This is a genomic window from Streptomyces sp. NPDC050856, from assembly GCF_040653855.1.
Lineage (GTDB): Bacteria > Actinomycetota > Actinomycetes > Streptomycetales > Streptomycetaceae > Streptomyces.
In genome coordinates this window covers 1-20,115 of sequence record NZ_JBFAGV010000032.1, presented here as the reverse complement: position 1 = coordinate 20,115, position 20,115 = coordinate 1, and the positions used below count along the sequence as shown (strand labels likewise).

General features: G+C 70.4%; 18 protein-coding genes and 1 tRNA gene. 9 read left to right on the top strand and 10 right to left on the bottom strand.

Annotation, left to right across the window (positions count from 1 at the left end):
* Positions 1-41: 41 nt before the first annotated feature.
* The 4 genes from AB0H53_RS24215 (at position 42) to AB0H53_RS24200 (ending at position 5,699) form a co-directional block, all read left to right on the top strand.
* Entirely contained in the window at positions 42-1,094 is a 1,053-nt protein-coding gene (locus AB0H53_RS24215) for an HTTM domain-containing protein (RefSeq protein ID WP_362117161.1), read from the top strand.
* A gap of 201 nt (positions 1,095-1,295) precedes the next feature.
* Entirely contained in the window at positions 1,296-1,844 is a 549-nt protein-coding gene (locus AB0H53_RS24210) for a hypothetical protein (protein WP_362117031.1), read from the top strand.
* A gap of 142 nt (positions 1,845-1,986) precedes the next feature.
* Positions 1,987-5,043 (top strand): FG-GAP-like repeat-containing protein, encoded by a 3,057-nt coding sequence (locus AB0H53_RS24205; RefSeq protein WP_362117028.1) that lies wholly within the window; start codon positions 1,987-1,989, stop codon positions 5,041-5,043.
* A gap of 440 nt (positions 5,044-5,483) precedes the next feature.
* Complete coding sequence (locus AB0H53_RS24200; RefSeq protein WP_362117025.1) at positions 5,484-5,699, top strand: DUF6243 family protein; 216 nt, start codon at positions 5,484-5,486, stop codon at positions 5,697-5,699.
* A gap of 393 nt (positions 5,700-6,092) precedes the next feature.
* On the opposite strand, the gene AB0H53_RS24195 is transcribed toward AB0H53_RS24200, so the two are convergent.
* The 7 genes from AB0H53_RS24195 to AB0H53_RS24165 form a co-directional block, all read right to left on the bottom strand.
* Entirely contained in the window at positions 6,093-6,749 is a 657-nt protein-coding gene (locus tag AB0H53_RS24195) for a contact-dependent growth inhibition system immunity protein (RefSeq protein ID WP_362117022.1), read from the bottom strand.
* 11 nt (positions 6,750-6,760) lie between these two features.
* On the bottom strand, positions 6,761-7,060 hold the full coding sequence (locus tag AB0H53_RS24190; protein WP_355110554.1) for an RNase A-like domain-containing protein: 300 nt from the start codon (positions 7,058-7,060) through the stop codon (positions 6,761-6,763).
* Between the two features lie 36 nt (positions 7,061-7,096).
* A complete protein-coding gene (locus AB0H53_RS24185; protein ID WP_362117019.1) occupies positions 7,097-7,663 on the bottom strand; it encodes a hypothetical protein in 567 nt (188 codons plus the stop codon).
* 27 nt (positions 7,664-7,690) lie between these two features.
* Positions 7,691-9,460 carry an RNase A-like domain-containing protein gene (locus AB0H53_RS24180; RefSeq protein ID WP_362117016.1) on the bottom strand — a complete coding sequence of 590 codons (1,770 nt, stop codon included), beginning with the start codon at positions 9,458-9,460 and terminating at the stop codon, positions 7,691-7,693.
* Positions 9,460-9,765, bottom strand: coding sequence for a WXG100 family type VII secretion target (locus tag AB0H53_RS24175; protein ID WP_362117013.1), 306 nt, complete (start codon positions 9,763-9,765; stop codon positions 9,460-9,462). Before AB0H53_RS24175 ends, AB0H53_RS24180 begins: the two co-directional genes overlap by 1 nt.
* A 19-nt stretch (positions 9,766-9,784) precedes the next feature.
* Positions 9,785-10,243 carry a WXG100 family type VII secretion target gene (locus AB0H53_RS24170; RefSeq protein ID WP_362117010.1) on the bottom strand — a complete coding sequence of 153 codons (459 nt, stop codon included), beginning with the start codon at positions 10,241-10,243 and terminating at the stop codon, positions 9,785-9,787.
* Between the two features lie 1,112 nt (positions 10,244-11,355).
* A tRNA-Gly gene (locus tag AB0H53_RS24165) sits at positions 11,356-11,426 on the bottom strand.
* Positions 11,427-11,647: 221 nt separating this feature from the next.
* Between AB0H53_RS24165 and AB0H53_RS24160 the strand changes: the two genes are divergently transcribed.
* From AB0H53_RS24160 to AB0H53_RS24150, 3 genes are all read left to right on the top strand, one after another.
* A complete protein-coding gene (locus AB0H53_RS24160) occupies positions 11,648-11,875 on the top strand; it encodes a hypothetical protein (protein WP_362117008.1) in 228 nt (75 codons plus the stop codon).
* Between the two features lie 72 nt (positions 11,876-11,947).
* Positions 11,948-12,523 (top strand): dCTP deaminase, encoded by a 576-nt coding sequence (gene dcd, locus AB0H53_RS24155; protein ID WP_362117006.1) that lies wholly within the window; start codon positions 11,948-11,950, stop codon positions 12,521-12,523.
* A 2-nt stretch (positions 12,524-12,525) separates the two neighbouring features.
* The gene (locus AB0H53_RS24150) at positions 12,526-13,023 is read left to right on the top strand and encodes a phosphoribosyltransferase (protein WP_362117005.1); all 498 of its coding nucleotides are present in this window, start codon (positions 12,526-12,528) and stop codon (positions 13,021-13,023) included.
* An 88-nt stretch (positions 13,024-13,111) separates the two neighbouring features.
* Here the strand turns inward: AB0H53_RS24150 and AB0H53_RS24145 are convergent, their stop codons facing one another.
* The 3 genes from AB0H53_RS24145 to AB0H53_RS24135 form a co-directional block, all read right to left on the bottom strand.
* Complete coding sequence (locus AB0H53_RS24145; RefSeq protein WP_362117002.1) at positions 13,112-14,047, bottom strand: Yip1 family protein; 936 nt, start codon at positions 14,045-14,047, stop codon at positions 13,112-13,114.
* Positions 14,048-14,256: 209 nt separating this feature from the next.
* A complete protein-coding gene (locus AB0H53_RS24140; RefSeq protein WP_362116999.1) occupies positions 14,257-16,530 on the bottom strand; it encodes a (Fe-S)-binding protein in 2,274 nt (757 codons plus the stop codon).
* A 126-nt stretch (positions 16,531-16,656) separates the two neighbouring features.
* Positions 16,657-17,157 carry a sugar transferase gene (locus AB0H53_RS24135; RefSeq protein ID WP_362116996.1) on the bottom strand — a complete coding sequence of 167 codons (501 nt, stop codon included), beginning with the start codon at positions 17,155-17,157 and terminating at the stop codon, positions 16,657-16,659.
* Positions 17,158-17,444: 287 nt separating this feature from the next.
* Here AB0H53_RS24135 and dnaK point away from each other — a divergent pair, with 287 nt between their 5' ends.
* Positions 17,445-19,301, top strand: a complete 1,857-nt coding sequence (dnaK, locus tag AB0H53_RS24130) for a molecular chaperone DnaK (RefSeq protein ID WP_362116993.1) — start codon at positions 17,445-17,447, stop codon at positions 19,299-19,301.
* A complete protein-coding gene (gene grpE / locus AB0H53_RS24125) occupies positions 19,298-19,996 on the top strand; it encodes a nucleotide exchange factor GrpE (RefSeq protein ID WP_362116990.1) in 699 nt (232 codons plus the stop codon). Before dnaK ends, grpE begins: the two co-directional genes overlap by 4 nt.
* Positions 19,997-20,115 lie beyond the last annotated feature (119 nt).

Sequence of the window (20,115 nt, the reverse complement as noted above, 5' to 3'; positions counted from 1 at the left end):
ACGACACCGGGCGATCGGACACCAACGGAGCTTCGCGGCGGATGCTGGACCGCGTCCCCGCGCTCCTCGCCCTCCTGGTCGAGCGCCCGGTCTCCCTGTACGCGGTCGCGGTGCTGCGCATCGGGTACGGCCTGCTCTACCTGGTCTTCCTGCTGCGCGAGTTCCCGCACCGCGACGAGATCTGGGGGCCCGGATCGCCGTGGACACCCGTACTGGCGAGGCAGCTGTTCGATCAGACGGGATGGGCCAGCGTCCTCACGCTGTCCGACAGCCGGGCGTACTTCGAGGTCTGCTACGCCCTCGCGGTCGCCACGTCCGCGCTCTTCATGCTGGGCTGGCACACCCGGGTGGTGTCCGTGCTGTTCGCCGTCGTGGTGGCGTCGTTCCACGCGCGGGCGATCCTGATGACGGACGGGGGGGACAACCTCATCCTCCTGATGGCCGTCTACCTCGTCTTCACCGCCTGCGGGCGGCGCTGGTCCCTCGACGCGCGCAGGGCCGGGCTCCGAGCGGCCGCGGGGAGGGATCCACACGGGCTCCCGGGGACCACCGGCGGGCTACGGCACCACCTCCGCGACGCCCGTCTGCCGGTGGTCAACGTCCTGCACAACTGTGGCGTGTTCGTCATCGCCGCCCAGGTCTGCTTCCTCTACGGATCGGCAGGGCTGTACAAGGTGCAGGGCGGCACCTGGGGAAACGGCACCGCCCTGCACTACGCCCTGAACCTGCACCTGTTCCAGCCCTGGCCCGTGCTCTCGCGCGCGGTCGACAGCCACGCGGTACTGATCACCGCCGCCTGCTACCTCACCGTCCTGTTGCAGGTCGCCTTTCCGTTCGTCCTGTTCGGCAGGCTCAAGTACCCCGTCCTGGGACTGCTGCTGACCATGCACATGGGCATCGCGGTGCTCATGGGCCTTCCGCTCTTCTCGGCCGCGATGATCGTCGCGGACGCCGTCTTCCTCCCGGACCGCTTCTACCGCTCCCTGACCCGGGTGTGGCGTCGCGGGGCACGCCCCACGGGCACCGGTGCGGCGGCGCCACCACCCGGGGCGGAAGCCGGACTGGTACCGGCGCAATCCCGACCGGCCGGCTGAAGCCGGAGCGTGCGACGGCCGCCGTCCCCACCGGGTGCTCACCCCGGCACGGGCGAGGCGGCCGGCCGGCGCCGGCGACAGCGCCTCAGGTAGGAGCCAGCGGATGCACGTCGAAGGCCGGGCGAGGTGGTGCTCACCGGGCTCATGTGGTGGTGGCCCGCAACAGGAGGTCCAGGGCCGACCGGTACGTCGCGTCGCTGTGTGCCTCCGGGACCGTGGCCCTACTGGTGCAGCGCCAGGCACACGGTGGGCGTCTTCTTCGTGGCCGTGGTCCCGCAGTTCCTCCCCGACGGCCACTCGGCGCTGTCCATGACCCTGACCCTCGGCGTCATCGACGCCGTGATCGCCGCTCTGTGGCTGACGCTGGTGGCGCTTTTCGCGGCCCGGACGCCGACCTGGCCGTGTCGCCCGCGAGTGCACACGGCCCTGGAGCGCATCGCCGCCGGTGTCCTGGTGGCGCTGGGCACCGGCACGGCCGTCGAGACCGTCCAGGGGGTGTCTCCCGGGGCCCGGGTGCGCCGACCGGTCCCGGCGGTGCCGTCGCGACCCTCCCGCTCGACACCCGGCAGGATGTCGTCCCGCGCGACGGCCGGCCGGGCGGCTCCGGCCCTGGACGATCCGCTCCGTCAACGCCTCCCTGGAGATGACGGCGAGAAGCCGGCGCGAGCACAGAGCCGCGTCGGCACCGCACCCGCTCCCCCCGGGTCCTGGGCGTGCCACGGGCGCCGACCCCTACCGCGGGCCACCTGACCACCCATCTGTGTCAGGCCCCCTGTTACGCTTCAGCGCCTGCGGGGTGGGATTCTCGGCCGGGGGGCCGGACGGGGACCGGTCGGTGGCGGCGTACGCCAGGACCTCCCTCCACCCAGCCGGTTCACGGGGAGGGAATCTCTTGTCACGTCATGCCATCGTCCGCGCCACCCTGGTCGCGGGCCTCGTCATCGGTACGGTCGCGCCGCTCGGCGGCACGGCCACAGCCGCCGAGCCGGCACCACTGCCGGCGCACACGGTCATCGACAACGACCACTACGAGCCGCGCGACACCCGGTTCTTCTCCGTCGGGCCCCACGGGGTCCTGCGCACGCAGGGGGGCACCAGCGGCTACTTGTGGACGAGCTTCGCCGACGGGCGCAGCACCCCAGTCCCCGGGCTCGACAAGTACACCGGCGGCAGCTCCGGCTCCGACGTCATCGGCATCCCGAGCGGCTCGTCCGTCGAACTCCGCAACCTGGCCGACGGCACGTCCCGCACGCTCACGCTGCCCGCGGACCACACCTACCTCGGCTCCTACGGCGACACGGTGCTCACCCACACGTCCGTCAACAGCCTGTACCTGCACGGGCTCGGTGACGACGGCGCGACCGTCACGCGGCAGGTGACGGCGGATGCGGGCATCGTCCTGTTCCCCCTCGTCCACGCCTCGGACGCCCGCACGGTGGTGCTGCACCTCAAGGACTCCGCCGGCGACGACCGGCTCGGCCTGCTGGACGTCGGCAGCGGTCGCGTGACGACGGGTCCGCGGTTGACCTCGCACACGAGCGACCACGTCGTCGCCCTGGGCGAGGACCGGCTGGTCTGGAAGGACAGCCTCGGCGGGAACCTCAACGTGGTACCGCGCTCGGCGCCACTGTCGGCACCGGTCGTGCTGCCCGTACCGGAGAACACCGGCAGCCTCTCGGTCGGTGTTGTCGGCGACTGGCTCGTGGTGGCACGACAGCACGTGAGCAATCGCTGGGGCCACGAAGGCGGGTCCCTGCTCGCCCTGCCGATCAACGGCGGACAGGCCGTGCCGCTGCTCCAGCACGCCGCCACTCGCACACTGGAAGCCGTGCCGGGCGGCGGCCTGCTGGCGGTCGGCGGTACCGACTCGTCCCACTGGGCGGTGCGCCGGGTGACCGCTGGGGAGAACGGCGGCGTCCCCACCGTCGGCACCGTCGCCGGCGTCCCGCCGCTGCCGTCCAGCATCTCCCGGCTGTCGATGGCCAACGGCCGCCTCGCCACCAAGGAGACGGAGCCGGTCTGGACCACCGCGGGTTACTTCACCCGGCCCGTCACCACCGACGGGGCGCGGCTCACCCCGGGCCGTACCGCCTTCGGCATGGACAGCTTCCGTACGGACGTCGAAGGCCCCCGGGCCACCGGCGACGGCCGAGCGGTCACCGCCGGACCCGTGGAAGGGCGGAACGCCTGGAGGGTTGACGCCTACCACACCGAGACCGGGGACTTCACGACGGGATACGAGGTCCCGACCGCCAAGGCCCGCCTCGTCGAGATCACCGGCCGCTACGTGGTCGTCAACGGCACCGACACGGGCAAGCAGTACATCGGCGACCTGAACTCGACCGCGTACGACCGGAACACCCTGCGCACCCAGGCCATCACCGCCACCACCGTGTGGGGTCCGCTTGCCTGGAGCCAGACCGCGACCGCCGGGCAGCTCAAGGTCGACAACCTCGTCACGGGTGCCCACTCGACCTTCTCCACCGGCGCGCCCTGCCGTGCCACCGAACTCCAGTCGGTCGGCCGCTGGCTCTACTGGGCCTGTGGCGCGTCCGGCCCGGCCGGTGTGTACGACCGTACGGCCGGGAAGAGCATCCCCGTCCCGTCCGGCGAGGCGCTGATCGGTGACGGCTTCCTCGTACGGCACGACAAGGCGGCCGGGAAGCTGCTGCTGACCGAGTTCCGCGACGGCGTCGCCGACACCACGCAGACCGTCGGCGACCTGCCCGCCACGACCGCACCGCAGCGCGGCGTGACCTGGACCGTCGACCGGTTCGGCGGACCCGTCGCCTACGTGGCGGCGGACGGGAAGATCCACCTCGCGCCCAGCGGTGTGCCCACCGACCCGCTGGCCCTGGCGGACACCTACGTGTACGACGCGTACCGCTACGATCTCCGGCTCCGCCTGCAGTTGTCGCGGCCGGCGAGCAGCTGGCGGATCCAGTTCCGGCACACGCGGACCGGCCGGGTGGTCCACACCGTCACCGGCGCCGCCCAGAGCGGCCTCATCAAGGTCACCTGGGACGGCAGGACCGCCGACGGGTACGCGCCGAACGGCGCCTACACCTGGGAACTGACCGCTCAGCCCGCCAAGGGCCAGGGCCCCGCCCTGACCACGTCGGGTCCGCTGACGCTGGACATCGGCGCCGCGGTCTGGCGCGACCACAGCTCGACCGGCACGACGGAGGGCACGACCCTGACCGTCGACGGCCGGCCCGACCTGCTGTCGCTCGGCTCCGGCGGCGACCTCTCCGTCCACGCCGCGAACGGCACGGGCGGCTACTCCCGTACGACGTCGGTGACCGGCTGGCCGACGAACACCGTTGCCGTGCCGATGGGCGACATGGACGGCAACCGCTGCAACGACGTGCTGGTGCGGGTCGGCAGCGAACTGCGCCGCTACCCCGGCTCCTGCCATGGTTACCTGAACCCGAAGCACCCGTACACCTCCCTCGGCACGGTGTGGGGCCAGTTCAACGTGCTCACCTCGCCGGGCGACCTGACCGGCGACGGCCGCCCGGACCTGGTGGCCCGCCAGACCACGACCGGCGACATCCACCTGTACGCGGACAACGGCGCGGGCGGCCTGAAGCCCCAGGGCCGGATCGGCACCGGCTGGAAGGGCTACCGTGCGGTCTTCGGCGCCGGTGACCTCAACGGCGACGGCCTCGGAGACCTCCTCGCCGTCGACGGCGCCAACAGCCTGTGGCGCTACGACGGCACCGCCACCGGCACCCTCAAGCCGCGGGCCCTGGTCCTCGGCAACAACTGGGCCACCGGACGCAACGCCTTCGTCGGCGCGGGTGACGCGACCGGCGACGGCCGCCCTGACCTGATCACCCGCAACGCGGCCGGTGACCTGCTCCGCAACAACGGCAACGGCAAGGGCTCGTTCGGCGCCACGGCGAAGATCGGCGCGGGCTGGCAGTCCAAGCTCCGGTTGTTCTAGGACGGCACGCCAGGGCCAACGGCCGGCCGCCGATCTCCGACTGAGGTGTTCCGGTGTCCGGGATCGCGGAGAACCCGCCCAGGCCGTGCCGGGTGCGGCCCCGGAGGGTCGCGGCCGCACCCGGCCCACGGCCTCCTCGCGGGAGGGCCAGGCGGCCTCGACCGTGAGGCGGGCCCCAGTGCCCGCGCGAGCCAGCGGTGGATGACCTGCTCGTTGCCGGTCACCACCTGCTGGGTGGCCCAGTGGGCGGTCTCCCCGGCGTGGGCGGCGAAAGCTGGTGTGCGGGGCCGGCGAAGCCGGGTAACGTCTTCGTCATGTTCTTCCAGACGCCGATTTGCGAGTGAGAGCGTGACGGGCTCCTGCTGACGTCCTTCGACGGGCCGCGCCCGTCCCCCACCAAGGAATCCGTAGATCACTCCACCTCGTTACCGGGAGAACCCATGACCGTGAGCAAGAACATCAACAACCCCGTGGGCCAGGGCGGCGGCCAGCGCAAGAGGCTGTCCCGCGCCGAAAGGCAGAACAACGGTCCGCACCGCAACCTCGACCGCCAGGAGGCCGCCGACCAGAAGGCGGAGCTGGTGCGCAGGATGCGCGAGAAGGCAGGCGCAGCCGAGGGCGACGGGCAGACGGGCGACGACACCGCACAGAGCTGACGCACCGCCGCCGCGGGGCGGCACCTCACCGGGGCAACCGCACGTTCGGCAGCCCTGGCACGCGGGTGCGAAGAGGTCGTGGCAACGACGAAGGCCCAGGTCGCTGACCTGGGCCTTCGTTCAAGAGCGGGTGACGAGAATCGAACACGCGCTCTGAGCTTGGGAATCACCAACGCCCAGGTGGGTCGATCCGCCCCTGAACTGCGGAAACACCCGCTGGTGGCACTCATCCCGCAGGCTTCTGGGAACCCGTGCCGACCACTGCTGTCCGCTGTGAAGGGCACGGCCGGGGCACGAGTGAGGCGACCGCCCACAAACCGCGGTCGCCCTTCCGGCCTTCCGGGCGGCCGCGACTCCCTCCGGGACGAGCGAGGACCGGCCACCAAGGCCGGATCAGACGCCGGACAGCGTGGTCGCCACCGACTGGAACCAGGCGCCGTAGGAGAACGGCGCGGGCGGGCCGACCTCCATGCCGAGTTCGGCGGCGGCCAAGGCGTAGTCGCCTTCGTCCAGGGGGAGGGCGAGCAGTTCGTGGAGCTCGCCGACGAGGCGGGCGACCAGCTGGGGATGGGTGGTGGCGGCGTAGTCGGCGAGGGCGGCGTCGTGGTCGGGGAACTCGTCGACGATGTCCTGCGAGAACCAGCCGCCGAGCAGTTGCGCGGTCTCCGGGAAGCGCGCGTGCCACTCCCAATGCGTCTGCGGGGACGACGGTTCCGGGACGTCGCCTCCCTCGATGCTTTCCTTCAGGCGGTCGGCCAGGACCATCAGCCAGTCGCCGATCTCGGACTGGGGCATCCCGGTGTCCGGGATCGCGTAGAACTCGCCCAGGTCGCGCCGGATGCGGCCCGGAGGGTTGCGGCTGTACTCGCGCAGCTGCCGCTCCGCCTCCGCGATGGCGGCGGGGCGGGTGTGCCAGGTGTGCCGGAGGTACGCGTCCAGAGCGCGGCTGCGCCGCTCCGGGGTGTCGTCGGCCGACTGCCCCAGGTACGCGCGCATCACCTGGTCCAGCTCGCCGTACCGGCGGTCGTGTTCGAGGGGCTTCATGGACATCGGCGTACGCCCTACAGGTAGAACGGAAAGGTCGTGTGGACGACGAAGCCGTACGGGCTCGACGCCTCCCGGCGCAGCACCACGCGCGCCGCCCGGACGTCGACCGGCCCGAGGCCGGCCAGCAGGTCCCCCTCCAGCTGCACCCGCCCGACGGGCTCCTCCCGCGACGGCCAGGCGGCCTCGATGGTGAGCCGGGGCCGGGTGCCCTGGGCCAGCCAGCGGTGGATGACCTGCTCGTTGGCGGTCACCACCTGCTGGGTCGCCCACTGGGCGGTCTCCCGGTCGGAGTAGGAAGCGGAACGGGTCAGCACGGGGCATCCTCTCAAAGCACCTGGTCAGCGGCTGGGTCAGTAGTCGGAGAAGTTCCAGAACATGCCCACCTCGGTGTCGGAGACGACGATCAGGCCGCAGTCCTCCGAGTAGACGTCGCTCAGCGGGTTGTACCCCCAGTGCGACGTCGTGAAGTCCAGGGTGCCGGGCACAAGCCCGGGCCTGCTGACGTTGGTGTGGTAGGTGGCCTCGTCTCCGTACCGCGCGAGGATCGTGCGCGCCATCGCCCGCAGCTCCTCCTCGCTCTCCGTGAACCGCCGCAGGTTCGACAGGGTGCAGCAGTCGTCCGTGAGGGCCAGCAGCAGGTTCTCGGCGCTGGCCCGGTCGATCTCGGTGAGACGCTGCGCGATGTACTCCGGGGGGTGCGCGGCGAACGGGAAGGTGGGGCTCCCCTCGCGCTCTCGGATCTGCGCCGCGTCGTCGAGGACCGCCCAGCCCCGTGGGTCCGGCACGGCCCGCGCCATCAGCGCGAGGACGTCGAGGACCCAGTCCTCGTGACGGCGCGGGCCCGTGGCGTCGTACGGGTACGCGTCCTCGAAGAGGTGACGTACCGCGGCTTCCCAGGACGTCTGGTCGACGGACATGTGGTGCTGGCCTTTCTCGGCGGGGCGCTAGGACTTCGAGGGCATCGACGTCATGACGGTGAACGGCGGGGTGCGGTTGCTGTCGTACCGGATGCGCGTGTCGATGCCGTTCACGTCGTACGCCTTGGCGCCCATCCCGCCCTCTTTGTACCCGGACGTCGGGTCGTTCGGGTCCACCGGCTGTTTGAACACACTGCGGCCACTCGTCTCGCCGTTGGGCGCGGTCGAGTGAAAGTCCTTGACTTGTCCGTCCCCCGGCGGCGGCGGGCCTTTGATCCACGCCTCGATGGCGGCCTTGTTCTTGTTGAGGTTGTACTCGGTCAGCTCCTCCGCCCGCCGGTAGTCCGGGAAGGACGAAGCGGCCTTGGGATACGGCTTGCCGTGCGGCCACGCCGCCGTAGGCCCGTTTACCTGCTGGTCGCGCAGGCGCTGCGCCAACTGCTCGTCGGTCTTGCCGACGTGCCGGTCCAGGGTGTGGCCGTGCTCGAAGTATTCGTTGGCGGCGAGGTTCAGGTCGTACTTGCCGACCGAGTCGACCTTCAGCCAGACCTTGGACTCCTTGAACTCCTCCAGGGCGCGCATGCCGAAGCCCTGGGCGCGGGCGACGCCGGCCTCGAACTTGGGGGCGCTCAGGTACGCCTCGTCCAGCGGACCCTTCAGCGCCTCCATGCGGGTGGTCAGCCCGTCGAGGATGCCGGTGTACGTGTCCACGATCCGGTTGAGCTTCGCCGTGTTGATGTTGAGGACGGTCTTGACGTCGAACGAGAGGACCAGGCCCGCGCCCTTGCCGATGAGGGAGGTGACGCCGGTGAGGAGGCTCTTGGGGCCCTTGGGCCTGGCGAGGTCGTCGAGGATCTCCTTGGCGGCCTCCAGCATGGCGCGCTTGAGTTCGTCCGCGACGTCGCGGTTCAGGTCGACGGCCCCCTCGGCGTACTCGCGCAGGATGGTGGCGATGTCGTCGGCGGTGTCCTTCAGGACGGCCAGGACCGGCTGACTGCCGGTGGGGACTTTGGGCGTGCCCGGTCCGGAGCCTGCCGTGTGCGCCCACTGCTTGTTGTGCCGCGACTGACCCCAGGAGGTCGCGCCCCACAGCGCGCTGCAGAACGTCTTCATGGCGGCTTCCCACTCCGCCTGCTGGGGGTTGGTGATGGCGCCGACGGCCTGGGTGAGCTGGTCGGCGCCCGTGGTCACGGCGATGGCGACGTTCATCCAGCTGTGGTGCAGGGAGTTGAGGTAGTGCTGCTGGGGGTACGGGAAGACGTCCGCGACCCGCCCGAGCCGGAACACGTTCCTGCACAGCGGCTGGAGGACGTCCCGGACGATCTCGGGGATGCCCTCCATGATGCCGCGCTCGATGTCGTCGATGCCGTCGTCGTCGCCCCACTTGATGAGCGGCATGGGGCCGAAGTCGGGCGCCTTGTCGATGACCGAGGGCCGCGGGCGCTGCTCGGCCGTCTTCCCCGGCTTGGGGTGGGCGGCCGCGTCGGCCCTGGTGTAGGCGTTGGCCGTCTCGGTGAACCCGACCGCGACGCCGCCGACGCTGAGAACGGACCGGCCCCAGACCTCCAGCCAGCGGTCGCCGGTCTTCTTGTACGCCTGGGCGAACCTCTGGGCCTCCGCACCGGCGCCTCCGGCGTCGGGGTACTTGCCGAGCTCCTCCATGAGCCTGTTGGCGGCCCGCACCAGGAAGTCCTGTTGCGCGGCGACCCGCCCGGAGACCGCCCACAGGTCGCTGGGCTTGACGTCGATGGTGCCGTTGCCACCCGGCGACTGGGCGGGCGTGGAGGGCCCTGCCATCAGGCGCCGCCTCCCCAGCCCTCGAGTACGGACCTGTTGGCCGCGGCGTAGTTGAGGTGCCCCTTGACGACGACCTCATGGAGCCAGGCCTGGGCGGCCCTGAGGTCGTCGGCGGAGCGACTCCACTTGTCCAGTTCGTCGATGAAGGCCTCGCGGGCCTCGCCGTCCCAGGTCAGTACGACCTTGGTGGCCCGCCCGTACAGCGTGTCCAGCTTCTCGTTGAGGGCGCGGAGGATGTCCTCCAAGTCCCCCGAAAGGCGCTGCAACGTGGCGAAGTTGACGGTGATCCGGTCCTCATCCGGCATAGTGCTGATCCCCCGTGGTTCAGACGTCCAGGATGCGGCTCTTCGGCTGACCGGCGTCCGGCGTGGGCGCCGGGTCGGGCACGGTGAGGCCGCGGGCGGCGGCGGACACGTCTTCGCCTTCCTGTATCTGCCGGATCCGGGCCAGAGTGTCGAGTTCTTGCTCGGTGAAGCCGTCGCGCGAGGCGCGCATGGCCGCCTCGAGAAGGATCAGCACCTGGCGGATGCGTACGGCGTCCTCGGCGACACCGCGGTGCAGGGAGCGGTACGCGGTGGCGGTGGGCCCCTGCCAGCCCATGGCGATCTTGTCGACGACCTCGTCCATGGCGCGGGTCTGCTGTTCCAGATAGCGCTGCGTCTCGTCGAGGTCGTTGGCCAGCCCGGTGAGGCCGTCCTCCGAGACGTCCAGGTCGGCGTTCCGCATGGTGAGCCCCCGCTCGTCGCGCCGTTCATACGAGTGTCTGCGCGTATTGGTGTTCACCCTAGCGAACGGGAGCGTCGATCAGGAGTCGGGGTGCGGAGGGCTGGGACGACGACGAGGGCCCCGGTCGACGACCGGGGCTTTCGTTCAAGAGCGGATGACGGGAGCCGAACCCGGGTCTTCACCGTGCGCATGCTCAGATGCAGGCGCGCCGTGATCTCTTCGTTCGCGATCAACTCCAGCACCTCGTGCTCCTGCTCCGTCACCCCTGCGGTCGAGATGGCCGGGCCGGCCACGGCCCTTGGCCGGAGCCGGGCGGCGGGTGGACTCCTCGATCAGGCGGCGGGTCACCGAGGGAGCCAAGGAAGTCGCCCGCGGCGATGACTCGGATCGTGGACAGAACCTCCGCCGGCGGGGCGTCCGCGAGGAGTCGGGGAGGCGCAGATCCGCCGGGTCGCCCCAATGCCGTCCATGGCGCTGGCCGTGGCGCGGCCGGGCGCCCGGCCGTGGGCCGTCACGCAGCACGGCGATGTCCAGCGGGACGGGGGTGAGGCAGAGGCCCGCGACGGCCACGACCGACAGCGGGGTGGTGCCCTTGAGCACGCCGAGCGGCAACGCGGAGGTCACCGCAGAGCGACCGCCCGAACAGGGCCCAGTACGCGCGCCGCCAGGCCCGATGGCGAGGAGCAGCCAGCCGCCCGTGACCGCGAGGTACAGGGCGCTGAAGATGTGGAAAGGGCGTACGTCTCGCCAACGAACCGGGCGGCGGCTTCCGCGCCCTGCCGATCAGCGAGTTGGAAGGCGAGGTGGTCCACATCGGCGTCGAACGTCCGGGCGAAGAGCGCGAGGACGGCGAGGACCCCGCCCCACAGGGCCGGTCCGGGGCTGCGGCGGCCGATCCGCGCCGCCAGTACGGCGAAGGCCGGCCACGGCCGGACCGTCCCTGCCACGAGGCACCGCAGGAGACCGCGATCACGCAAGATGCGCGAGAAGGCAGGCGCAGCCGAGGGCGACGGGCAGACGGGCGACGACACCGCACAGAGCTGACGCACCGCCGCCGCGCCGCGGCACCTCACCGGGGCAGCCGCACGTTCGGCAGCCCTGGCACGCGGGTGCGAAGAGGTCGTGGCAACGACGAAGGCCCAGGTCGCTGACCTGGGCCTTCGTTCAAGAGCGGGTGACGAGAATCGAACTCGCGCTCTGAGCTTGGGAAGCTCATGTTCTACCATTAAACTACACCCGCGCAGCGGCCGGAGTACCGGTGCCGCATCGTCGCTCACTGTACCTCATCGCGGGCCCTCGGTGCAGCGGGGCCCGGGGTCCTCGTGTCGTTCGGGGGATGATCCGGCGTCCGGGGCGCGGGAGTTGGGGCGTAGGGTGGCGGCCGGAGTGCCGCCTGGAGTGGTGTCCTGTTGATCCCCTAATGTGGCTGTCTCGTCCACGCTTGGTTGGGGAAGGGACTTGATGGACTCCATGGAGCGCACCGTCGTCCGCTGTGCCGAAGGGCACGTTTTCAGTACCGCGTCGTTCCCGATGCAGCAGCTCGGTGCCGGTCGACTCGGACCCGGACGGCTCATTCGGTGTCCCCGGTGCGCGCGACTGCGGCATGCCGTGCCCGTGCCCGGGTCCGTGTCGGCCCCCGTGTCCGTACCGGTGCCCGTGGAGCGGGAGCTGGAGCTGGAGCGGCGCTAGCGGGGTCCCGCGGTGAGGCGCGCGGGTCTGTCCGATTGGGGCGGGCCCGCGCGCTCTGCGTATCCTCGGGACGTGCTTCTCTCAGACAAGGACATCCGGGCCGAGATCGACGCCGGGCGGGTCCGTATCGACCCGTACGACGAATCCATGGTGCAGCCCTCGAGCATCGACGTGCGGCTGGACCGCTACTTCCGGGTGTTCGAGAACCACCGCTATCCGCACATCGACCCCGCGGTCGAGCAGGCCGACCTGACGCGCGAGGTCGAGCCGGAGGGTGACGAGGCGTTCATCCTGCACCCCGGGGAGTTCGTGCTCGCCTCCACCTACGAGGTGATCACGCTGCCGGACGATCTCGCGTCGCGGCTGGAGGGGAAGAGCTCGCTCGGGCGGCTGGGTCTGGTGACGCACTCGACCGCCGGTTTCATCGACCCCGGGTTCTCCGGGCACGTCACGCTGGAGCTGTCGAACCTGGCGACCCTGCCGATCAAGCTCTGGCCGGGGATGAAGATCGGGCAGCTGTGCATGTTCCGGCTCAGCTCGCCGGCCGAGTTCCCGTACGGGAGCGAGCGGTACGGGTCGCGGTACCAGGGCCAGCGCGGGCCGACCGCCTCGCGGTCCTTCCAGAACTTCCATCGGACGCAGGTGTGAGCATGAGTGACGTACGGGAGAACCTGACCTACGAGGGCTTCGGCAAGGCCGTGCGGGAGCTCGCCCAGACCATCGCCGACGACGGGTACGAGCCCGACATCGTGCTCTCCATCGCCCGTGGCGGTGTCTTCGTCGCCGGCGGTCTGGCGTACGCGCTGGACTGCAAGAACATCCACCTGGTCAACGTGGAGTTCTACACCGGTGTGGGCACCACGCTGGAGATGCCGGTCATGCTCGCGCCGGTGCCGAACGCCATCGACTTCAGCGACAAGAAGGTCCTCATCGCCGACGACGTCGCCGACACCGGCAAGACGCTGAAGCTGGTGCACGACTTCTGCCTCGGTACGGTCGCGGAGGTGCGCAGCGCCGTGATCTACGAGAAGTCCCACTCGCTGGTGAAGTGCGAGTACGTCTGGAAGCGCACCGACGAGTGGATCAACTTCCCGTGGAGCGTGGACAAGCCCGTCGTACGGCGCTCCGGGCAGGTGCTGGACGCCTGAGTCCCGGAAGTACGCCAAAGGGCCCCCTCGGGGGCCCTTTCGCGTGTCCACCGCCTCGCGTACGCACGTACGCCGCGTACGCAGCGCCTCAGATCGTGCCCAGTTTGATCAGCGACAGCAGCGCGACGAGCTGGATCGCCGACGCGCCCAGGGCCTTGGGCCACGGCAGGTCGTGCGACTTGCTCACCATCGAGGTGAACAGCGCTCCCGCCGCCAGCCAGGACAGCCAGCCGATGATCTGTACGAGGAGGTTCTCGCCGCCCAGGAAGAGCGCGAAGACCAGGCGCGGGGCGTCGGTCATCGACATGATCAGCATCGACAGGCCCACGGTCGGCTGCCAGGCGCCGTCGCCGCCCAGCTGGCGTGCCAGCGTGTGCGTCACCGCGCCCAGGATCAGGCCGCCGATCACGAACATCACGCCGGTCACCAGGACGTACGGGATGGCCGTGGAGATGGTGGCGTTGATCGCCTCGTCACGGGCCTGGTCGAAGCCGAAGAGCGCCAGCAGGCCGTAGAGGAAGGTGACGGTCAGCGCGGGGCCCCACACGGCGTGGTCGCGCATCTGCCAGAACGTCGGGCCCGGGCGCATCACCATGCCGCTCAGCAGCTGCTTCCAGTGCAGTCGCGGGCCCGCCGGGGCGGGGGCGGTGCCGGCGCGGTAGGTGGCGCCGTCGCCGTACGGGTCGTCGCCGATGCTGAACGCCCGGGTGTGGCCCGGGTTGTTCGCCGCGTACGGGTCATGAGGTGGCTGCGGCGCGTGGGGCGTCTGGTGGTACGGGTCGCCGAAGTACTCCGGCTCCTCGTACCCCTGCTGCCCGTGCCCCTGCCCGTACCCCTGCCCGTGTCTCTGCGGGTGCCCCTGCCCGCGCGCCTGAGCGTGCCCCTGGGGCCACTGCTGCTGGTGCTGCGGGGCGTACGGGGGCGGCGGTGCCGCGTTGCCGTACGGCGCCTGCCGCGCCTGCTGCTGCGGTTGTTGTTGCGGGGTGCGGTTGTCCCGGCCGCGTCCGATCCTGAATCCAGCCACTCACCGAAAGTACCTGGTCCCGCTGTGCGCGGCGCCCCGGCCCGGGCGAGCGGGGCCCTTTGCCACCGAGCTGTGACATCCCCTAGGGGGCCTTCGGGGCCCGCGAGGACGCGGCGGGAGCCCCGGGAACGGCAGCGGCCGGACCCGCCCCGAGGGGCTGGTCCGGCCGCTGCCGCACGTCTGCCGGCTCGCGCCGGCTGCCGCACCGGCTACTTCGCCGGCGCGGGCTCCGGCTCGCTGTCCTCCGTCGGCGTGCCCTCCACGGGCGTCCTGACGGACTCCAGCAGCAGCTGGGCCACGTCGACGACCTGGAGGCTCTCCTTGGCCTTGCCGTCGTTCTTCTTGCCGTTCACCGAGTCCGTGAGCATGACCAGGCAGAACGGGCAGGCGGTGGAGACGATGTCCGGGTTGAGGGACAGTGCCTCGTCGACGCGCTCGGTGTTGATGCGCTTGCCGATCCGCTCCTCCATCCACATCCGCGCGCCGCCGGCGCCGCAGCAGAAGCCCCGCTCCTTGTGGCGGTGCATCTCCTGCTGGCGCAGGCCCGGGACGGCCGACATGATCTCGCGCGGCGGCGTGTAGACCTTGTTGTGCCTGCCCAGGTAGCACGGGTCGTGGTACGTGATCAGACCGTCGACCGGTGTCACCGGGGTCAGCCTGCCCTCGTCGATGAGGTGCTGGAGCAGCTGCGTGTGGTGGATGACCTCGAACTCGCCGCCGAGCTGCGGGTACTCGTTCGCGATCGTGTTGAAGCAGTGCGGGCAGGTCGCGACGATCTTCTTCGAGGAGGCGGGCTTCTTGGTGGAGGGCTCGTCCCCGTCCTCGTCGAAGGACTCGCCGAACGCCATGTTCAGCATCGCCACGTTCTCCTGGCCGAGCTGCTGGAACAGCGGCTCGTTGCCCAGGCGGCGGGCGGAGTCACCGGTGCACTTCTCGTCGCCGCCCATGATCGCGAACTTCACGCCCGCGATGTGCAGCAGCTCGGCGAAGGCCTTGGTGGTCTTCTTGGCCCGGTCCTCCAGCGCGCCGGCGCAGCCCACCCAGTACAGGTAGTCGACCTCGGTGAGGTCCTCGACGTCCTTGCCGACGATCGGGACCTCGAAGTCGACCTCCTTGGTCCACTCCACCCGCTGCTTCTTGGCCAGCCCCCAGGGGTTGCCCTTCTTCTCCAGGTTCTTGAGCATCGTGCCGGCCTCGGAGGGGAACGCCGACTCGATCATCACCTGGTAGCGGCGCATGTCGACGATGTGGTCGACGTGCTCGATGTCGACCGGGCACTGCTCGACGCAGGCGCCGCAGGTGGTGCAGGACCACAGCACGTCCGGGTCGATCACACCGTTCTCTTCGAGGGTGCCGATCAGCGGGCGCTCGGCCTCGGCCAGGGCGGCGGCCGGGACGTCCTTGAGCTGCTCCGCGGAGGCCTTCTCCTCGCCCTCCATGGTCTTGCCACCGCCGGCCAGCAGGTACGGCGCCTTGGCGTGCGCGTGATCGCGCAGCGACATGATCAGCAGCTTGGGGGAGAGGGGCTTGCCCGTGTTCCAGGCGGGGCACTGCGACTGGCAGCGGCCGCACTCGGTGCAGGTGGAGAAGTCGAGGAGGCCCTTCCAGGAGAACTGCTCGACCTGGGAGACGCCGTAGACGTCGTCGTCGCCCGGGTCCTCGAAGTCGATCTCCTTGCCGCCCGAGGTCATCGGCTGGAGGGCGCCCAGCGCGGTCGAGCCGTCCGCGTTCCGCTTGAACCAGATGTTCGGGAACGCCAGGAACCGGTGCCAGGCCACACCCATGTTGGTGTTGAGCGAGACCGTGATCATCCAGATCATGGTGGTGCTCAGCTTGATCATGGCGAACAGGTAGACCAGGTTCTGCAGCGCGCCGACGCTCAGCCCCTTCAGGGCCAGGACCAGCGGGTACGAGGCGAAGTACGCGGGCTCGTAGTGGTCGACGTGGTGCAGGGCGCCCTCGAGGCCGCGCAGTACGTAGATGGCGAGGCCGATGGTGAGGATGACGTACTCGACGAAGTACGCCTGGCCCATCTTCGAGCCGGCGAACCGGGACTTGCGCCCGGGGCGCGAGGGCAGGTTCAGCAGCCGGATGACGATCAGCGTGGCGATGCCGAGGGTGGTCATCGCGCCGATGAACTCGATGTACAGCTCGTAGGGCAGGAATCCGCCGAGCACCGGCAGGGTCCAGTCAGCCTGGAAGAGCTGGCCGTACGCGGTGATGATCGTCGGCGGCAGGGTCAGGAAGCCGACCGCCACGAACCAGTGGGCGATGCCGATGATGCCCCACCGGTTCATCCGCGTGTGGCCGAGGAACTCCCGGACCAGCGTGACACTGCGCTGGTAGGGGTTGTCGGTCCGGGTGCCGGCGGGGACCGGCTGCCCCAGCTTGAAGTGGCGGACGAACTGGCCGATGGCGCGGGCGAGCAGCGCAACGCCGACCACGGTCAGGGTCAGCGACACAATGATCGCGGCGAGTTGCATGGAGGCTCCTCGGGCCTGCGAGGGTGGGAGGACGTGGGTACTACTAAGCGGTAACTTATCCAGTCCGTTCGAGCGTACCCAGTTATTCCGCCGCACTGTAGCCGCGCCGGCGGTGATCTGCGTCGCTCAGGCGTGCCTGACCCCGCCCCGCCGCAGGGCCGCCGGCGTGCGGAGCAGAACGACCAGGTCCAGCCCGATCCAGTGGTGATCCACATAGTGCTGGTCGAGCAGCAGCGGCTCGTCCCACGGCAGGGGTGAGTGACGCCGGAGCTGGGCCGGCCCGGTGAGCCCCGGCCGCACCCGCTGGCGCCACTCCGCCGCCGCGCCCGGCTCGTCCGGTGCCAGCGGGGCCGGGCCGACCAGTGACATCTCCCCCCGCACGACATGGGGGAGGCGCGACAGGGTGTCCAGCCGGAAGCGCCGGGTGCGCAGGGAGCGCATCGTGAAGGGCCTGCCGTCCAGGCCGGTCCTGGTCTCCGTCTCGAACACGCCCCCCGGCGGCCGTCCCAGCGCGGCGCAGCAGGCGGCCACCGCGAGGGGCGGGGCGGCCAGGGCCAGCAGGACGGAGCCGAGGGTCACGTCCAGGAGGCGTTTGGGGTGCGGGATGAGGTCCAGATCCAGATGCACGGCTCACACCTGACCGTTCTATGAGAAATGTGCCAATTGTCTCGTTTCTTGCACCATCGCATGGTCAGGTGGGGGGTGGGTAGTGGCAGGGATTCCCGGCGGGTCGTGCGGCCGGTGGAGAGCGCGCCGCCCCCGCGCGAGCCGGGGCGGAACGGTCGGCCGCGCGTCCGGCTCCGCCATGCCCCCGAGTAGGAAAGTTGAGCCAGCCCGACTCAGGTCTGTTGACGCGGCCGATTCGGTGAGGCATCCTTGAGCCTGTTCCACTCAAGTCAGTTGGAGGAATCGAAATGGCACGTGCGGTCGGCATCGACCTGGGCACGACTAATTCCGTCGTCAGCGTTCTGGAAGGCGGCGAGCCCACCGTCATCACCAACGCCGAGGGCGCCAGGACCACGCCGTCCGTCGTCGCCTTCGCGAAGAACGGCGAGGTGCTCGTCGGCGAGGTGGCCAAGCGTCAGGCGGTCACCAACGTGGACCGGACCATCCGGTCCGTCAAGCGGCACATGGGCACCGACTGGAAGATCGAGCTGGACGGGAAGAACTTCAACCCGCAGCAGATCTCCGCGTTCATCCTGCAGAAGCTCAAGCGGGACGCCGAGGCGTACCTGGGTGAGAAGGTCACCGACGCGGTCATCACCGTGCCGGCGTACTTCAACGACTCGGAGCGGCAGGCCACCAAGGAGGCCGGCGAGATCGCGGGCCTGAACGTCCTGCGCATCGTCAACGAGCCGACGGCCGCGGCGCTCGCGTACGGCCTGGACAAGGACGACCAGACCATCCTGGTCTTCGACCTCGGTGGCGGTACGTTCGACGTCTCGCTGCTGGAGATCGGCGACGGCGTCGTCGAGGTCAAGGCCACCAACGGTGACAACCACCTCGGTGGTGACGACTGGGACCAGCGCGTCGTCGACTACCTGGTCAAGCAGTTCGCCAACGGCCACGGCGTGGACCTGTCCAAGGACAAGATGGCTCTCCAGCGTCTGCGCGAGGCCGCGGAGAAGGCGAAGATCGAGCTGTCGTCGTCCACCGAGACGTCGATCAACCTGCCGTACATCACCGCCTCCGCCGAGGGCCCGCTGCACCTGGACGAGAAGCTCACGCGCGCCCAGTTCCAGCAGCTGACCGCCGACCTGCTGGAGCGCTGCAAGACCCCGTTCCACAACGTCATCAAGGACGCGGGCATCCAGCTCTCCGAGATCGACCACGTCGTTCTCGTCGGTGGCTCCACCCGCATGCCGGCCGTCGCCGAGCTCGTCAAGGAGCTGACCGGTGGCCGCGAGGCCAACAAGGGTGTGAACCCGGACGAGGTCGTCGCCATCGGCGCCGTGCTCCAGGCCGGTGTCCTCAAGGGCGAGGTCAAGGACGTCCTGCTCCTCGACGTGACCCCGCTGTCCCTCGGCATCGAGACCAAGGGCGGCATCATGACCAAGCTGATCGAGCGCAACACCACGATCCCGACCAAGCGCTCCGAGATCTTCACCACGGCCGAGGACAACCAGCCGTCCGTGCAGATCCAGGTCTACCAGGGCGAGCGCGAGATCGCGGCGTACAACAAGAAGCTCGGCATGTTCGAGCTGACGGGCCTGCCGCCGGCCCCGCGCGGCGTCCCGCAGATCGAGGTCGCCTTCGACATCGACGCCAACGGCATCATGCACGTGACCGCGAAGGACCTGGGCACGGGCAAGGAGCAGAAGATGACCGTCACCGGTGGCTCCTCGCTGCCGAAGGACGAGGTCGACCGGATGCGTGAGGAGGCCGAGCGGTACGCGGAGGAGGACCACAAGCGCCGCGAGGCCGCCGAGAGCCGCAACCAGGGCGAGCAGCTCGTCTACCAGACGGAGAAGTTCCTCAAGGACAACGAGGACAAGGTTCCGGGCGACGTCAAGACCGAGGTCGAGACGGCGGTGGCCGAGCTCAAGGAGAAGCTCAAGGGCGAGGACACCGCGGAGATCCGCACCGCCACCGAGAAGGTCGCGGCCGTCTCCCAGAAGCTGGGCCAGGCCATGTACGCCGACGCCCAGGCCGGTCCGGCCGCCGGTGCCCCCGGTGACGCCGGGCAGGCGGGCCAGCAGGGTGCCGCTGCCGACGACGACGTGGTCGACGCCGAGATCGTCGACGACGAGAAGCCGAAGGGGGCCGCATGACGGAGGAGACCCCGGGCTTCGACAAGCAGCAGCCCGACGTCCCCTCCGGCGCCGCCCCTGAGGACGCCGCCGAGGCCGCCGCGTCCGCCGGGCAGACTCCTTCCGCGGGTTCCGCGGAGGAGGGCCCGGCGGCCCCGGCCGGGGACGCAAGCGCGCAGTCGGCCGGCCTGACGGCGCAGCTGGACCAGGCCCGTACCGCGCTCAACGAGCGCACGGCCGACCTCCAGCGGCTCCAGGCCGAGTACCAGAACTACCGCCGCCGGGTCGAGCGCGACCGGGCCACGGTCAAGGAGATCGCCGTCGCGGGCCTCCTGACCGAGCTCCTGCCGGTGCTCGACGACATCGGTCGCGCCCGGGAGCACGGCGAGCTGGTGGGCGGCTTCAAGTCGGTGGCGGAGTCGCTGGAGACGGTCGCCGCGAAGATGGGCCTGCAGCAGTTCGGCAAGGAGGGCGAGCCCTTCGACCCGACGATCCACGAAGCCCTGATGCACAGTTACGCGCCGGACGTCACCGAGACGACGTGCGTCGCGATCCTGCAGCCCGGGTACCGGATCGGCGAGCGGACCATCCGCCCCGCGCGGGTGGCGGTCGCCGAGCCGCAGCCGGGCGCGACGCCCAAGGAGGCCGCCCAGGCGGCCCCGAAGGAAGAGAAGTCTGCCGACGAGGAGAGCGGTGGCCCGGAGGAGAGTGCGTGACCTGAGTCCGCGCGGAGCCGCGGCCCCGCGCGGAGTCGTCGCACACGCCCGGCCGGCCGGCCGGGCCGGCCGGCCCGCCGGCCCCGTCGCGCGATCCCAACACATAAAAACACACAAAA

Excerpts from the sequence above, each read along its gene's own strand:
- AB0H53_RS24150 (WP_362117005.1), top strand. The coding sequence starts at position 12,526 with ATGAGTGACGTACGGGAGAACCTGACCTACGAGGGCTTCGGCAAGGCC.
- grpE (WP_362116990.1), top strand. The coding sequence starts at position 19,298 with ATGACGGAGGAGACCCCGGGCTTCGACAAGCAGCAGCCCGACGTCCCC.
- AB0H53_RS24215 (WP_362117161.1), top strand. The coding sequence starts at position 42 with ATGCTGGACCGCGTCCCCGCGCTCCTCGCCCTCCTGGTCGAGCGCCCG.
- AB0H53_RS24185 (WP_362117019.1), bottom strand. The coding sequence starts at position 7,663 with ATGTCCGTCGACCAGACGTCCTGGGAAGCCGCGGTACGTCACCTCTTC.
- AB0H53_RS24195 (WP_362117022.1), bottom strand. The coding sequence starts at position 6,749 with ATGTCCATGAAGCCCCTCGAACACGACCGCCGGTACGGCGAGCTGGAC.
- AB0H53_RS24160 (WP_362117008.1), top strand. The coding sequence starts at position 11,648 with ATGGACTCCATGGAGCGCACCGTCGTCCGCTGTGCCGAAGGGCACGTT.
- AB0H53_RS24140 (WP_362116999.1), bottom strand. The coding sequence starts at position 16,530 with ATGCAACTCGCCGCGATCATTGTGTCGCTGACCCTGACCGTGGTCGGC.
- AB0H53_RS24180 (WP_362117016.1), bottom strand. The coding sequence starts at position 9,460 with ATGGCAGGGCCCTCCACGCCCGCCCAGTCGCCGGGTGGCAACGGCACC.
- AB0H53_RS24175 (WP_362117013.1), bottom strand. The coding sequence starts at position 9,765 with ATGCCGGATGAGGACCGGATCACCGTCAACTTCGCCACGTTGCAGCGC.
- AB0H53_RS24200 (WP_362117025.1), top strand. The coding sequence starts at position 5,484 with ATGACCGTGAGCAAGAACATCAACAACCCCGTGGGCCAGGGCGGCGGC.
- dnaK (WP_362116993.1), top strand. The coding sequence starts at position 17,445 with ATGGCACGTGCGGTCGGCATCGACCTGGGCACGACTAATTCCGTCGTC.